General features: G+C 54.1%; 11 protein-coding genes. 6 read left to right on the top strand and 5 right to left on the bottom strand.

Going from position 1 to position 15039, the window contains the following annotated elements; genetic code table 11:
• Window positions 1-45 precede the first annotated feature (45 nt).
• From rfbB to HNI00_RS12000, 4 genes are all read left to right on the top strand, one after another.
• The gene (rfbB, locus tag HNI00_RS12015) at window positions 46-1170 is read left to right on the top strand and encodes a dTDP-glucose 4,6-dehydratase (RefSeq protein ID WP_316786451.1); all 1125 of its coding nucleotides are present in this window, start codon (window positions 46-48) and stop codon (window positions 1168-1170) included.
• A 319-nt stretch (window positions 1171-1489) separates the two neighbouring features.
• Entirely contained in the window at window positions 1490-2326 is an 837-nt protein-coding gene (locus tag HNI00_RS12010; RefSeq protein WP_316786449.1) for a WecB/TagA/CpsF family glycosyltransferase, read from the top strand.
• A 22-nt stretch (window positions 2327-2348) separates the two neighbouring features.
• Complete coding sequence (locus HNI00_RS12005; protein WP_316786447.1) at window positions 2349-3680, top strand: glycosyltransferase; 1332 nt, start codon at window positions 2349-2351, stop codon at window positions 3678-3680.
• Window positions 3681-4275: 595 nt separating this feature from the next.
• Complete coding sequence (locus tag HNI00_RS12000) at window positions 4276-5064, top strand: glycosyltransferase family 4 protein (protein WP_316786445.1); 789 nt, start codon at window positions 4276-4278, stop codon at window positions 5062-5064.
• On the opposite strand, the gene HNI00_RS11995 is transcribed toward HNI00_RS12000, so the two are convergent.
• Both HNI00_RS11995 and HNI00_RS11990 read right to left on the bottom strand, forming a co-directional pair.
• Window positions 5061-6833, bottom strand: a complete 1773-nt coding sequence (locus tag HNI00_RS11995) for an ABC transporter ATP-binding protein (RefSeq protein ID WP_316786442.1) — start codon at window positions 6831-6833, stop codon at window positions 5061-5063. The two genes, HNI00_RS12000 and HNI00_RS11995, sit on opposite strands and share 4 nt — an antisense overlap.
• Complete coding sequence (locus tag HNI00_RS11990; RefSeq protein ID WP_316786439.1) at window positions 6830-7690, bottom strand: mechanosensitive ion channel family protein; 861 nt, start codon at window positions 7688-7690, stop codon at window positions 6830-6832. Before HNI00_RS11990 ends, HNI00_RS11995 begins: the two co-directional genes overlap by 4 nt.
• A 243-nt stretch (window positions 7691-7933) precedes the next feature.
• Here HNI00_RS11990 and secA point away from each other — a divergent pair, with 243 nt between their 5' ends.
• The gene (secA, locus tag HNI00_RS11985) at window positions 7934-10828 is read left to right on the top strand and encodes a preprotein translocase subunit SecA (protein ID WP_316786437.1); all 2895 of its coding nucleotides are present in this window, start codon (window positions 7934-7936) and stop codon (window positions 10826-10828) included.
• A gap of 159 nt (window positions 10829-10987) precedes the next feature.
• Here the strand turns inward: secA and HNI00_RS11980 are convergent, their stop codons facing one another.
• Window positions 10988-12244, bottom strand: a complete 1257-nt coding sequence (locus tag HNI00_RS11980; protein WP_316786435.1) for a redoxin domain-containing protein — start codon at window positions 12242-12244, stop codon at window positions 10988-10990.
• Between the two features lie 153 nt (window positions 12245-12397).
• Window positions 12398-12982: a peroxiredoxin family protein gene (locus HNI00_RS11975; RefSeq protein ID WP_316786433.1), complete on the bottom strand. Its 585-nt coding sequence runs from the start codon at window positions 12980-12982 to the stop codon at window positions 12398-12400.
• A gap of 67 nt (window positions 12983-13049) precedes the next feature.
• Between HNI00_RS11975 and HNI00_RS11970 the strand changes: the two genes are divergently transcribed.
• Window positions 13050-14138 (top strand): serine hydrolase domain-containing protein, encoded by a 1089-nt coding sequence (locus HNI00_RS11970; protein WP_316786432.1) that lies wholly within the window; start codon window positions 13050-13052, stop codon window positions 14136-14138.
• A 24-nt stretch (window positions 14139-14162) separates the two neighbouring features.
• Here HNI00_RS11970 and HNI00_RS11965 read toward each other — a convergent pair whose 3' ends face one another.
• A complete protein-coding gene (locus HNI00_RS11965; RefSeq protein ID WP_316786430.1) occupies window positions 14163-14912 on the bottom strand; it encodes an SIMPL domain-containing protein in 750 nt (249 codons plus the stop codon).
• Window positions 14913-15039 lie beyond the last annotated feature (127 nt).

The following is a 15039-nucleotide window of genomic DNA, read 5'->3' as shown; positions in this document are numbered from 1 at the left end:
GACTTCTTTTGTTCAGATGTCAAGATAAAATGTCAAGGTTAAAAAATGAGTCAAGCCATTCAGGATAACGTGCATCTACCAGTTACTCGCCGTCTGCTGATTACAGGTGGCGCAGGATTCATTGGGGCGAACTTTGTGCATCATTGGCACAGGGCCTATCCGGGCGATCGCCTAGTCATTCTCGATGCCCTGACCTATGCAGGCAACCTGCAAAATTTAGAGTCACTCCTTGAAGAAGACAATATCCGATTCGTGCAGGGAGACATCTGCGATCGCCCCTCGCTTGATTCACTGCTGCGAGAAGAAGCGATTGACACTCTCGTCCACTTTGCAGCAGAATCCCATGTCGATCGGTCAATCTTTGGCCCTGCGGCATTCGTGCAGACCAATGTCCTCGGCACGTTCACGCTTCTAGAAGCCTTCCGGGATCATTGGAACGAGCAGCAGCAGCCCAATCACTACCGCTTTCACCATGTCTCCACGGATGAGGTCTATGGCAGTCTCGGCCCCAACGACCCGGCTTTTTCAGAAACTACGCCCTACGCCCCCAATAGCCCCTACTCCGCATCGAAGGCAGGCAGCGATCACCTTGTGCGGGCTTATCACCACACCTACGGACTGCCGACGCTGATTACCAACTGCTCGAATAACTACGGCCCGTATCAGTTTCCAGAAAAGCTGATCCCGCTGATGTGCATCAACATTCTGTTGGGCAGGCCGCTGCCTGTGTATGGCGATGGGCAAAATGTTCGCGATTGGCTCTATGTCGGCGACCATTGCAGCGCTCTAGAAGCCGTACTGACCCGCGGCATCCCCGGAGAAGTCTACAACATCGGCGGCAACAACGAGGTCAAGAACCTGGACTTGGTGCAAGCACTCTGCGACCTGATGGATGAACTTGCGCCCCAACTGCCAGTGCGCCCCAGTCGCAACTTAATTACCTTTGTCAAAGATCGTCCAGGGCACGATCGCCGCTATGCAATTGACGCAACCAAAATCAAAGCCCAGCTCGGCTGGACACCTGCGGAAACTTGGCAGACGGGGCTTCGGCGCACTGTGGAATGGTATCTCGCGCACCCTTTCTGGTGGCAACCGCTGCTGTCGAAGAAGCTTACCCTGCCTTACACATCTGCCGAATTTTCAGATCTTTTTCAGACCACCCGCTGTTAGTTTGCAGTTATCGCTCATCTCTCAATCATCAGGGTTTGCATTTTTGAATCATCCTTTCAGCCAATACTTTTTGTTTGATTTAACAATCATTTTTAGGGCGATCGCCCGAAATAACTATAGCTATAGAATTTCTCCTGAAAAATCTCGTCACAAGGTTACGATCAATACTTACAAGCCCAATTAATTTGTGGTTTATTCACCTTATCAGCTCGTCTTGAAACACTGTCAAGTCGATTTATTAATCGACTTTAAGAGTGTTGATTGATCCAGCCGATAGGCACTCACACTGGTCATTCATTAAGCGTCAGGATCACTAGCCATGAAACTTGGTAACGGGTTTGGTGCCCTAAGGGAAATTAAAATCCTGGGCATTTCAATACACAATTTCTCTAAGCAGGAGTTCCTAGAATTGTTAGACTCTGGCGTTGTGTTTACTCCCAACGTCGATCACCTCATCAAACTAGAACGAGATTTTGATTTCTATCGGGTTTATCAAGAGGCGGACTATCGAGTTTGTGACAGCAAAATTTTATATTATGTATCCCGCTTCTTGGGAATGCCAATTAGAGAAAAGATTTCTGGCTCTGAACTATTGCCGGATTTTTGTCAGCACCACAAAGACAACGAAGATATCAGGATCTTTCTGCTGGGTGCCCGTGAAGGAGTTGCCTATCGAGCGCAGCAGCGGATGAATGCCAAAGCAGGCAGAGATATTGTTGTGGGAGCCTATTCGCCTTCATTTGGCTTTGAGCGAGATGAGACAGAGTGCGCCGAGATCATCGACATGATTAATCGCTCCGGCGCAACAGTCTTGGCCGTTGGCGTAGGGGCCCCCAAGCAAGAAAAGTGGATTGCTAAATACAAACATCAACTCCCAAATGTTCGTATTTTTCTGGCAATCGGCGCAGCCATTGACTTTGAGGCGGGCTATAAGCAGCGATCGCCCCGTTGGATCAGCGAGGCGGGTCTGGAATGGCTCCATCGCCTGCTGTCTGAACCCCGGCGGCTATGGCGACGCTATCTGATTGAGGGACTTCCTTTCTTTTGGCTCGTCCTCAAGCAAAAGCTGAATCTCTATCGCTCTCCCCACCTTTCTGCACTCTCGCATCAAGCCTACAAATCTCAAGAAAAAATCGCTCAGAAAGTTGGCGGTTAAACGCTTTAGGAACCTCGAACGGATGAGAAACTCAGATTCCAGAACCTATTTGATGGTTTTGCCTGTTTACTATTACAGGCTCGATTCCCAAACCGTTGCATTAGAGAGTGCGTTTGTGAAGCACTTGATGCTGCTAAGAGAAAAGATTTCGCCCGTCTTTAATCATCTTGTGGTTGGGCTGGTTGAAATGAGTGATGAAGAGTATTCTCATAGGAAGCAATGGCTATCAGTTGTGGATGAATCTGAAGCAGGAATCCGATTCAAGTCGCTGTATAGAGTTCAAGATTTATCTTCCAAAGCTCAGCAGTTTTTTCAGCTATTTCGGGTTTCAAACAGATTAAGAAACCTAATTTCGCAATGCGATCTCTTGCATACTGGCTTGGCTGCAAACATCTGGTTTCCAATGGAGTTTATAGCGACACTGCTGGGTCGAATTCTTAAGAAGCCGACAGTTTACGTCGTAGACATTGACTTCAGAAACACGGCTCAGATGAGCTATGAAACAGGGACTTGGTCACTCAAGAGTTATCTACTTTGCAAATATATCTACGACAGCTTTCGGGCACTGCAAGTTTACTGCGCGTCCAAAGTCTGCTCACTAATTTTGCTAAAAGGCGAAAAGCTCTGCCGTGATTTTGGCAGAGGCAAGCCAAACGTGAAGAATTTTTTAGACGCGGCGCATAGCAAGCATCACATTATCGGAAGGGATCGGCTGGCTCAAAAGTTACTAAATCTAGAAGATCAAGGGCGGCCTCTAGAGGTGGTTTACTTTGGACGTTTAACGCCCTACAAGGGAGTTGATCGGTGCCTTCACGCTGTGGCGATCGCCCATCACCAGTTCGGATGCGATGTCGTATTTCACGTCATTGGTAGCGGTGAGCAGCTAGAAGAACTGAAGCGTCTGGCACAATCTTTGAAAATTAGCGAAAGAGTCATTCTCCATGGCGCACTTCCATTTAACCAGGACTTTTTTGAGAAGCTTTACTCATATCACCTGCTGTTAGCAGCACCGCTCAATGAAGACACGCCTCGCAGCGCCCTAGATGCGATGGCAGCAGGGATTCCAATCCTTGCATTTGATACCTACTACTACAGAGATCTTTCAGCCACTGGTGCGGTCAATACAGTTGCCTGGCCGTCCATCGAAGAAATGTCTCAAAAGATTGCATACTACAGCAAGAATAGAGATTTGCTAGCGGACATGGCAGTCCAAGCTGTTGAATTTGCAAAACAAAATACTCAAGAAGAATGGTTGCAGCGGCGCTTTGAGTGGACGCTAGCTTTTGCTGGAATCACTCAACCAGCTTTGGCTACTCCACAGTCAGGACAGCGACAGCTTTCAAATGTGAGTTAAGTCTTCTCTTATTCAAAAATTAAATTTTCCAAAGTGTATTAATCGGAGTTCTTGGAGGTTTCTCCATGCAGCTAAAGCATCTTTCAAGGCTAGCAACTCGACATCTCTATCACCAAGTTTCTGAAACTCTCTATTTGACAACTGGACATGACTACACTCGCCCATTGTCTATTCGAGGATTTGTTAACGAACGCGACTGCTAGCAATTGTCAAGAGTATCATGAAGGCAATTTTAGTCAATAACTATGACCTGCTTGGAATCTTGAACTTGCTCCAAGAGGAGCATGGAAACGCTCCGTCTCAGCATCTTTGGGGCTACGACTCGTTGGTTCATCATGATATTAGAGTTGATATTCTCCCCTTTCAAGGAAGTGCTTTTCTCAAAAAAATCAGTGGCAAGCTGAAGATTTTTGGAGATTTGGATCAGCAGCTTAGATTGTTGGCAAATTGTCGCCGCTATGATGTAATCTATTCGGCGCATTATTTAACCACAACACTTCTTTCTTTTCTGAGCATTCTGGGGTTTCTGAAAAAGCCAATTGTGGCGATTGGGTATCAGGCTCCTCGCACAAAAGCGTTTCATTGGAAGCTGTTTGTGAAAACGTTTATTGAAGGCAATAACAAGATTCTGTGCTTGAGTGAATCTTTACTGAGAGATTTGGAAGATTTTGGAGTTCCCAGGCAAAAGCTAGATTTGATTGAATGGGGTGCAGATTTGAGATTTTATCAGCCTGACAATCTGACTGAATCGGCGGCTGAACAGGCTGGTAGGGAGAGGTTTATTCTTAGCCCTGGAAAGTCTTATCGAGACTATCCAACCCTGGTCAAGGCGTTTGAAAACTTGGACTGTGGCTTAACGATTTGTGGGGCTGGTCAGATTGATCTCAAGCATCTAAAGCAGCGAGCGGTCGGCAGTGCCGAGGCGCATTTGCCCAGTAATGTATCCATCCTGCGAGATATGATTGACTGGCGAGATTTTATTCGTCTCTATGAGCAGGCATACGCGGTGGCGATTCCTGTTGTGGAGGAAAAAGCCAGGTTCAAAAATGCGATTGGTCTGACGGTGCTGACGGAGGCGATGGCAATGGGGAAGGCGATCGCCATGACGCGCAGCGACTATGTGGGTGTGGATCTGGAGCGAGAAGGAATTGGGCTGTGGGTCGAGGAAGGCGATGTGGATGGTTGGAAAAGAGCGATCGCCTACCTGTTGGACAATCCCAAAGAAACCCGCGAAATGGGTCGCCGCGCCCGCCTTTTGGCCGAGCAGCGCTTTAACCTAGAGCAGTTCTCCAAGAAACTGGCTGATTCGCTCTGGCAAGCCTACAATGCCCAGCAACCTGCCCGCCCGACAACTCCCGTTCGCCAGCGGGCCCTGCTGCGCTAACTTGCGCCCAGTTGCAGCGCATACAGGTTTGCGTAGATACCCTTTTGGGCAATTAGCTCAGCGTGGGTTCCCCGTTCTGCGATCTGCCCCTGCTGAACCACGAGTACCTGATCTGCCTGGGTCACGGTGCTGAGGCGGTGGGCAATCACAAAGCTGGTGCGGTTCTGGAGCAACCGGGCGATCGCCTCTTGCACCAATGCTTCAGTGCGCGTGTCAATACTGCTGGTCGCCTCGTCCAGAATCAAAATTTTTGGATCAATCAGCACCGCCCGCGCAATACTGACCAACTGCCGCTGTCCCTGGCTCAGCGGTGCGCCCCGCTCCCCCAGCAGCGTGCTATATCCCTGCGGCAGCGAGGTGATAAATTCATGCACATTTGCAGTCTGGGCAGCCGCCTCAATCTCTGCCTGACTGGTATTGGGCGCACCAAAGGCAATATTCTCCGCCACCGTGCCGCTAAAAAGTAAGTTATCCTGCAACACAATCCCGATCTGGCGGCGCAGGCTGCTTTGGGTAACGCGGCGCACGTCGATGCCGTCGATTTTCACTGTGCCCTCCGTCACGTCATAAAACCGCAGGATCAGGTTAATGATCGTGCTTTTGCCTGCGCCCGTCGGCCCCACCAGCGCCACCATCTGTCCCGGTTCTGCGACTAAGCTCACCTCTTGCAGCACGCGCTGATTTTCCGTATAGCCAAAAGACACCGACTCGAACCGCACCTCTCCACGAATCGGCGGCATCTCAGTTGCATTCGGCGCATCCTGCAACGTCACAGGTTCATCCAGCAGCAAAAAGATTCGGTCTAATCCCGCCAGTCCAGACTGCGCCTGCGTATAAAACTGGCTGAGAATTTGAATAGGGCGAAAGAACTGCTGCACATACAGCAAAAACGCCGTCACTACGCCCACAGACATCGCCCCCGTCACCGCCAGATAGCCGCCATAGGCCATCACGCCCGCCGTCGCCAGCGTGTTCAGAAAATCAATCGACGGCAAAAAGGCAGAGGTCACGGCCACAGCCTGCACATTGGCCCGGCGATTGGCCTCGTTCAGGCTATCAAATTCCTGAATATTCAGTTGCGTCCGGTTAAACGCCTGCGCCTCGCGCACGCTGCTAATGTCCTCTTCCAGCTTGGCCGACAGTTCGCCAATGGTCTCCCGCGCCACGCGAAACCGCCGCCGTGCCCAGCGCGAAAAGAACCCGGTCGTGAAAATCATCACGGGCACCACCAGATTGCTCAGCAGCCCCAGTTGCAGGTTCATTGACAGCATGGCGATGATGATGCCGACCAGGCTAAACGTCTGCCCCAGCATTTGCGGCACCGTCAGCCCAAAGGCCTGATTCACCGTGTTCACATCATTCAGCAGACGGCTCATTAGGTCGCCTGCCTCGCTGCGGTCAAAAAAGCTGACCGGAAGACTCTGCACCTTGGTAAACAAGTCCTGACGCAGTTGCCCCAGCACCCGCTGCATCATGTTGCCAATGCGCCAGATTTGTCCCCGAATCGCCACCACGCCCAGCACGTAAATCACCACCAGCAGCACCAGCAACCGCGCCAGCCCCGGCCAGTTGCCCTGCAAGATGAGGTGGTCGATCGCCCAGCCAATCAACAGCGGGCCAATGGACTGCGTGCTTGCGCCAAGCATTACCAGCAGGAGCGCGATGGGAATTTCCTGACGATAGGGCGCGAAATATTGCAAAAATCGCCGCAGGGTGGAGAGCTTGGGCTTTTGCTCCGCAGCGACAATGGGGGACGGGCCTCTGATCATACGGCTTCAGCCTTGGGTGCGGGGTAGAGATGCACATCGCGCTGAGGAAAGGGAATGGTAATCCCGGCGGCATCCAGCTTTTTCTTAATGTTTTCGTAGGCGGCAAAATAGACAGGCCAGTAGTGTTCGGTGTGGGTCCAGGGGCGCACGGCAAAGTCTACGCTGCTTTCCGCCAGTTCCAAAACGCCAATCATCGGCGGCGGATCGCTGAGAATTCGTTCATCTTGGGCTAGCGCTTCGGCGATCGCCCGCTTCACCCGGTCAATGTCTTCGTGGTAGGCAACGCCCACCACCAGATCCACCCGCAAAATGCCCTTCGTGGAATAGTTAATGATATTGCCGCCAGTAAGGCTGTTATTGGGAATAATCACCGTCTTGTTATCCAGCCGCCGCAGCACCGTTGTAAAAAGCTGAATATCCTCCACAAAGCCCGATTCGCCGCCGCCCTCGATCCAGTCGCCAACGCGAAACGGATGAAAGAAGACTATCAGCAGCCCTGCTGCAAAATTGGACAGCGACCCTTGCAGTGCCAGCCCAATCGCCAAACCCGCCGCCCCCAGCACCGCCACCAGCGACGTGGTTTGGATGCCCAGTTGCCCCAGCGCTGCCAAAATCACAAAGGCCGTCAGTCCGTATTCAGCCAGATTGCTGGTAAACGCAATCAGGTTGGGGTCAATCGTGGTCGGGGTCATCAGCCGCTTGATTAGGCGGCGGAGTTGCTTGGCCAGCCAGCGACCCACGACTAGAATAATCGCCGCGCCCAGCAATCGCAGCCCAAAGTCTACGCCCAGGGATTGCAGTTGCAGCAGCAGGGCATTCCAGGCATCGAGGTTAAACAGATCAAAATCAAAGGTCATGAGCAGGAGATCGTCAGTATGGCGTATGAGGTGAGGGGGGTTAATCTTGGGGCGGGTGTCCGCATTCTATAACCTAATCCCGAACCACTGCACTGACCCCCGGATACCGAATCTAGATATCTAGATACCTAGACCCCGCACGGCACGGGGCACTCATCCAAACATCTCGCTCATTCCCTAGTTCGCTACAATGAACGTTAGGCCTTAGAACCCTAAGTTTCTTCACTATCGCCCATTGACACCATGCTGAAAGCCCTGCTGGGAGACCCCAACGCCCGTAAGCTCAAGAAATATCAGCCTGATCTAGCAGAAATTAAGCTGCTAGAGCCAGAAATGGAGGCGCTGTCGGATGATGAGCTGCGGGGCAAGACGGCGGAATTTAAGCAGCGAATTGAGAAAGGAGAAAGCCTGGACGACCTGCTGCCAGAGGCTTTTGCAGTGGTGCGGGAGGCGGGCAAGCGGGTGCTGGGAATGCGTCACTTTGACGTGCAGCTCCTCGGCGGCATGGTGCTGCATGATGGACAGATTGCCGAGATGAAGACGGGCGAAGGAAAGACCCTCGTGGCCACCTCACCTGCCTATCTCAACGCGCTGTCGGGCAAGGGCGTGCATGTGATTACGGTAAACGACTACCTGGCCCGCCGGGACGCGGAGTGGATGGGGCAGGTGCATCGCTTCTTGGGGCTGTCAGTCGGGCTGATCCAGTCGGGGATGAACCCGATCGAGCGCAAGCGCAACTACGACTGCGACATTACCTACGGCACCAACAGCGAATTGGGGTTTGACTATTTGCGCGACAACATGGCCACGTCGATGCAAGAAGTAGTGCAGCGCCCGTTTAACTTCTGCATCATCGACGAAGTGGATTCGGTGCTGATTGATGAAGCGCGGACACCGCTGATTATTTCGGGACAGGTGGATCGCCCCAACGAGAAATATACCCGTGCCTCGGAGGTGGCGCGGGAGTTGTGGCAAGTTCGTCAGGGCGTGAAGCGGCAAATCGAGAAAGTGGAGGAGGCGATCGCCGCTGCCCTGCAAGAAGGCAACAAAGCCGAAGCCAACCGGCTTAACCGCGAACTCGATCGGCTCAAGGAAGAACTTGATCGCTACTACGAAGTAGACGAAAAGCAGCGCAACGTGCTGCTGAGCGACGAGGGCTTTGAGGTGGTAGAACAGCGCCTCGGCGTGAAGGACTTATTTGACCCCAAAGATCCCTGGGCACACTTTATCTTCGGGGCGCTGAAGTCCTACGAACTCTTTATTCGCGACGTGAACTACATCGTTCGCAATGGTGAAATTGTGATTGTGGACGAATTTACTGGGCGGGTGATGCCGGGCCGCCGCTGGAGCGATGGCTTGCACCAGGCGATCGAGGCCAAGGAGGGTGTGGAAATTCAGCCAGAAACCCAAACCCTGGCAACGATTACCTACCAGAACTTCTTCTTGCTCTATCCCAAGCTGGCGGGCATGACGGGCACGGCAAAGACCGAAGAGGCCGAGTTTGAGAAAATCTACAAGCTAGAAGTGACGGTCGTTCCCACCAATCGCCCCACAGGTCGGGTTGACCTGTCGGACGTGGTGTACAAAACCGAAAACGCGAAATGGCGAGCCGTGGCGCAGGAGTGCGCCGAGATGCACCAGATGGGTCGCCCGGTGCTGGTGGGGACGACCAGCGTGGAAAAATCGGAGCTACTGTCGAGCTATCTGTCGCAGCTAAGTGTGCCCCACAACCTGCTGAACGCGAAACCCGAAAACGTGGAGCGCGAGTCGGAAATTATCGCCCAGGCCGGTCGCAAAGGCACGGTGACGATCGCCACTAACATGGCAGGGCGCGGTACGGACATCATTCTGGGGGGCAACGCTGACTATATGGCGCGGCTCAAGGTGCGGGAATACCTGATGCCGCGCATTGTGCAGCCAGAAGACGAGGCCGCCTTTGCCATCAGTGGAGCCGGGGCAGGCGGCGGTCGATCGGGTGGACAGGGCTTTGCCCCTGGCAAAAAGCAGAAAACCTGGAAGGTGTCGGCGGATCTGTTCCCGGTGCCGATTTCTAAGGAAGCTGAGCGGCTGCTCAAAGAAGCGGTGGACTTTGCAGTGCAGCAGTATGGCGAGCGATCGCTCTCTGAGCTAGAGGCCGAAGACAAGCTAGCGACTGCATCGGAAAAAGCGCCCAGCAGCGATCCGGTCATCCTGAAACTGCGCGAAGCCTATAACCTGGTGAAGCGCGAGTACGAAGCCCACACGTCTGCCGAGCATGATGAGGTGGTGAAGCTCGGCGGGCTGCACGTCATTGGCACAGAGCGCCACGAATCGCGCCGGATTGACAACCAGCTTCGCGGCCGTGCGGGTCGGCAGGGCGACCCCGGTTCTACCAAGTTTTTCCTCAGCCTGGAAGATAACCTGCTGCGGATCTTTGGTGGAGAGCGCGTCGCAGGTCTAATGAACATGTTCCGCGTGGAAGAAGACATGCCGATCGAATCGGGTATGTTGACGCGATCGCTCGAAGGCGCACAGAAGAAAGTCGAAACCTACTACTACGACATTCGGAAGCAGGTTTTTGAGTATGACGAGGTGATGAACAACCAGCGCCGCGCCATCTACGCCGAGCGCCGCCGCGTGCTAGAAGGGCAAGACCTGAAGGAGCAGGTGATTAAGTACGCTGAACTGACGATGGACGACATCGTGGATGCCTACATCAACCCCGAACTGCCGCCGGAAGAATGGGAGCTAGATAAGGTCGTAGCCAAGGTCAAAGAGTTCGTCTACCTATTGGCGGACTTGGAGCCGAGCCAGCTTGAAGACCTCTCTGCGGGGGAAATCAAGACCTTCCTGCATGAACAGGCTCGCATCGCCTACGACATCAAAGAAGGCCAGGTCGATGCCGCCTCTCCGGGGCTGATGCGCCAAGCCGAGCGCTTCTTCATCCTCCAGCAGATCGACACGCTCTGGCGCGAACACCTGCAACAGATGGAAGCCCTACGCGAAGCCATTGGCCTGCGCGGCTATGGTCAAAAAGACCCGCTGATCGAATATAAGAGCGAAGGCTACGAGCTATTCCTGAATATGATGACCGACATCCGCCGGAACGTGGTCTACTCGCTGTTCCAGTTCCAGCCGCAGCCGCAGCCCGTGGCTTAGGTCACTGTCGCTGCCGCAATCTGATCGTTAGCGACTCTGCGGAAGAACGCTGTGAATTTATGCAACCTCAAAGACTCTGTGCAAAAGCGCAGGGTCTTTAGGTTTTATGTTTTGGGTTTTATGTTTATTGATATCCACCCACTCAGATGTGTGTAGACGTTAGCGTTTCTTTCGCGGATTAGCCGCCCCAAACCCACTTGGCTTGTCAGCGGTGGGCGCTGCTGGGGAGGGGGCAACAGCGGGCGATCGCAAAACGACATGCTGCTTGTTGGCTTCTCGCAGCTTGGCATCATCCTGGTTGTAGAAAAACGACAGCAGCGTAAATCGTCTTCCCTGCGTCACGGGCGTTGCTTCATGCAGCAGCGAACAGGAAAAAATCACCGCTTCGCCGGGGGCCGGGCGATAAAGCTGCGAGCCGTATTCGGGAAACCTGAGATATCCCCCTTCATAGCCCTCGTTAAGATTTAACGTCATGGCAAAGCGACGATGCAAAGACCCGACATTTGTATTGTCGCGGTGCGGCTTGAAAAACCCTTGCGTTTGGTCATCGTAGCAGCCCACCAGATAGCGCTCGAAATTGGTCACACGGTAATAGAATGCCTTCTCAATTTCTGGGACAATCCGCCGCCAAATGCGCTGATTAATTTGCCCAATCAGGCTAGGGTCAGTAATTCGCAGATCCCGCCGTCGCTTGATGGACGGGTTCAGCACTTCCACCGTCTGATCGCCAATCTGCTGCATAAAGCCAGAATCGACGCTGCCCTCTGACTCGTAGCGATCCATCAGCAATTGACAAAACGCTGGCTCCAGGACGCGAGGAACCAGCAGCACCGGAGCCCTTAGCACAGAATAGGGAATAGGTGTACCATGCCCCAAAGGCTCCAGGACGCGAGGAACCAGCAGCACCGGAGCCTGTCCCGTTACCAGAGTTGGCGGCGAGAGCGGCGGCAATTGCGACAACTGCTCCATCACCATCGCCCCATGACTGACCTGGCGATCGAGCGGGATAATGGCAACAATCCGCAAGTTCTCATCCAGTACAAAGGTCGTGGGATCGTAGGCAATGCCGCCGCTGCTATCAATCTGGCACACACCGTAGAGAGCGCTGAGTTGTCCGTCAAAATCCCACAGAAGATTAAGATGGGGCGATCGCCCAACCAGTTCACTCAGGGTCTGATCTTGGGGATCAATGCTCACCCCCAAAACCGATACCCCCAGCGCCTGCAACTGGGCTTGTAGGAACACAAATTCCATCAGCGCTGCCGAAGTCTCTGGGCTACTGGCGCTACCCAAGAAAAACAGCACCGTGCGATCGCCATTCAGATAATCGCCGTAGTGTTGCGGATGGGCGGTCGAAGGGAGGGTTGCCCAAGGAGCCGGGTCGCCAATCGAGAGCGGAACTGCGGAAGTAGCCATGTAGCAAGGGTTTTAAGGGTCAAGGGGGGGTAGATTGATTCTGGATTTTAGATTTTAGATTGGCGATTTTAGATTGGCGATTTTAGATTGCCAGTCCAAGCATCTGCAAAGCTTCTAGCAAGTTCATCTAGAGCGCTGTTTGCCAAAATTCGTCTAGGATTCCGGCTCCCTCAGCCGCTCCAGCGCCACTAGCAGCCGCTCGACACTGGCGTTTGGCTCCAGAAACGAGAACAGGTGACGGAAGCGGATTTTTCCGGCGGGGTCAACCCAAAACTGGGCAGGGAGCGGTGCGCCCAATGCCTGCCCGGTTTGGTAGCGGCGAAACACGCGACATTCGGGATCGCTCAGCAGCGGCATTTTTAGCCCCAAGTCTTGCAGCACAATTTTGCTCTGTCGCTCGTCGGTGCTGGTGATCATCAGCACCTCTGCGCCGCGCTGGGTAAACGCCTCGTACTTCTCGTTCATCTCCAGAATATGCGGATAGCAGAGCGGGCAATACTGCTTTTCCGTAAAAATTCGTGTGAAATAGAGCAGCACCGGGCGGTTCCACGCCTGCTCATTGAGCTTGCGGTTGCCCGTATAGTCCGACAGGCGCACCTTGCGATCGCTCTTCACATCCAGCAGCTCAAACGGCGGCGCGAGGCTGCCCGTGACAAACTGATTGGTGGCGGGAATGGGGAAAAAGTTTTTGTAGAAGCGATCGCCCAGCAGTCCGCGAAAGTCGGTAGAAGTTAGCATTGCAGAGGTTGGGAAGTTCAAGGGAGGTTCAAGGGGGGGCAGGCACAGTGAGGACGGGGGGTATGGAATGACCCATCAAAACCTTGAAGCACGGGTCAGAGCAACAGTCGAGAGGGAACTGCAAGAGGCAGAGACACCAGGAGCGGCGATCGCCCTCCTCCGCAACGGCGAAACCCTTCTGGAAGCTGGCGTAGGCTATGCCGACCTCCAGCAGCAAATTCCCCTGCCCAGCGATGCCCGCTTCTATATTTACAGTATTACCAAACCGCTGCTGGCGACGGTGGCAATGAATCTGGTGCAGGCGGGGCGGCTAGATCTGGACACATCGCTAGCGCCGCAGTTCGCCCAAATTCCTTACACCGTCGAATCTCCCGTGGCCTTGCGGCAACTGCTGAGCCACACAGGCGGCATCCCCGGCTATGGCGATGGCAGCGCCTATGTGCAAGATTTGCAGGCGCATCCCCAGCAGGCCTGGACAACGGAGACGTTTCTCCGGGTAGCGCAAGACCAGGGACAGCTTTTCTTACCTGGCAAGGGCTGGGCCTATTCCAACATCGGGTATCTGCTGCTGAGGCTGATCTTGGCCCAGGAAACGGGTCTGTCAATGCCGGAATACCTGCACGAGTGGATTTTTCACCCGCTGGGGCTGAGACACACCTTCGTTCCCGAAACGCTGGAACAAGCGCATGGATTAACCCCCGGCTACAGCCAGTTCTTGACTGGGGACGAAACTGGAGACGCATTGCAAAACGTCGCGCCGCTCTATCATCCGGGCTGGGTGTCGCATGGGGTCGTGATCTCCACCGCTGCGGAGCTGGGCAAAATCATGGACGCGCTGTTTGCAGGCAGGCTGCTGGAGCCAGAGCGCGTGTGCGAAATGCTAGAGCCGATCCAGGTGTTCGATTTCGAGCATCCCCAGATCGGCAAAATTGGCTATGGCTTGGGGCTGTGTCTGGGGTTGGAGTCGCCCTACGGCACGGTCGCAGGGCACAATGGCGCGGGGCCGGGCTATGTCACGGGCGCGTTTTACCTGTCGAATGTGCAGGGGCAGCCAACGACGGTAGTGGCACTGGCCAACCGCGATCGCCATGACCTCGACCTGGGGACGCGCATCGTTTTTGCTATCCTCCGGGCGCTGACAGATGCCCCCGATTAGCCCAACCCCTGATTCACACGCCACCTACTCAATCCCAAAGGTCACCGAAACCACGGCTGTAATGTCCTTCTCGATCGAAGACGTGTCATACATGCCGTAGTCGCTGACCTCGGTGGAGTTGCGCGAGGTGATTTGAAACACGCCCGTTTCGGCACTGCGGACTGCGCCAACGCGGTTGCCTGCGCTCTGGGCGATCGCCTCTGCTCGGGCCTTGGCATCCTTGGTCGCCTCGGCCACCATCTCAATCCGCAGCTTGCTCAGCTCGGTATAGAGATACTGCGGCGACTCCGACACCAGATTAATCCCCTCGTTGATCAAGTCGGTCGATTGCTGCGACAGCGTGGTGTATTGATCGACCTCCGTCGAGCGCACCTCAAACCGCTGCGTCAGCCGATAGGCCAGGGTTTGCCCAGTTTCCCGTCCGTTGGGCGCAACCTCCGGAATCGAGTAAGATTCAATCGCGCTGAGGGTGATCGCTTCGGCAGGCACCTGGTTTTCGCGCAGATAAGCCTGCACTCGCTCAGTCTGTCGCTTCAAATCCTGATAAGCTGCCTGAGCCGTTGGCTGCTGGCTGGATACGGACAGTCGCCAGATGATGTAGTCGGAGCGGATGGGCCGCTTGGCAGACCCCGTCACCACCATCACATCATTGCTGGATTTCACGTCGCGCAGGGCCGTTGCGACGATAAACGTGCTGCCCATCTGGGCCAGCGAGAGGGCCACTAAACCTGCGAAAAGCTGGGGATAGCGTTCCGATGAAGCTGAATTTTGCATGGTTATTTCTCCTCTCCACCAGGGAGAATAAAGACCCATTGCGCGTTCGTCCGATGCGGGGAATTGCCTTGCAACGCTGACGCGAGGGGCTAGCAGGAGCGATAAACACTGGCTTCACCAGAGCTTT

The sequence above is a fragment of the Thermoleptolyngbya oregonensis NK1-22 genome, from assembly GCF_032705245.1.
Classification (GTDB): domain Bacteria; phylum Cyanobacteriota; class Cyanobacteriia; order Elainellales; family Elainellaceae; genus Thermoleptolyngbya; species Thermoleptolyngbya sichuanensis.
Note: the sequence above shows the minus strand (reverse complement) of the source record. Positions and strands in the feature narration are given on the sequence as shown.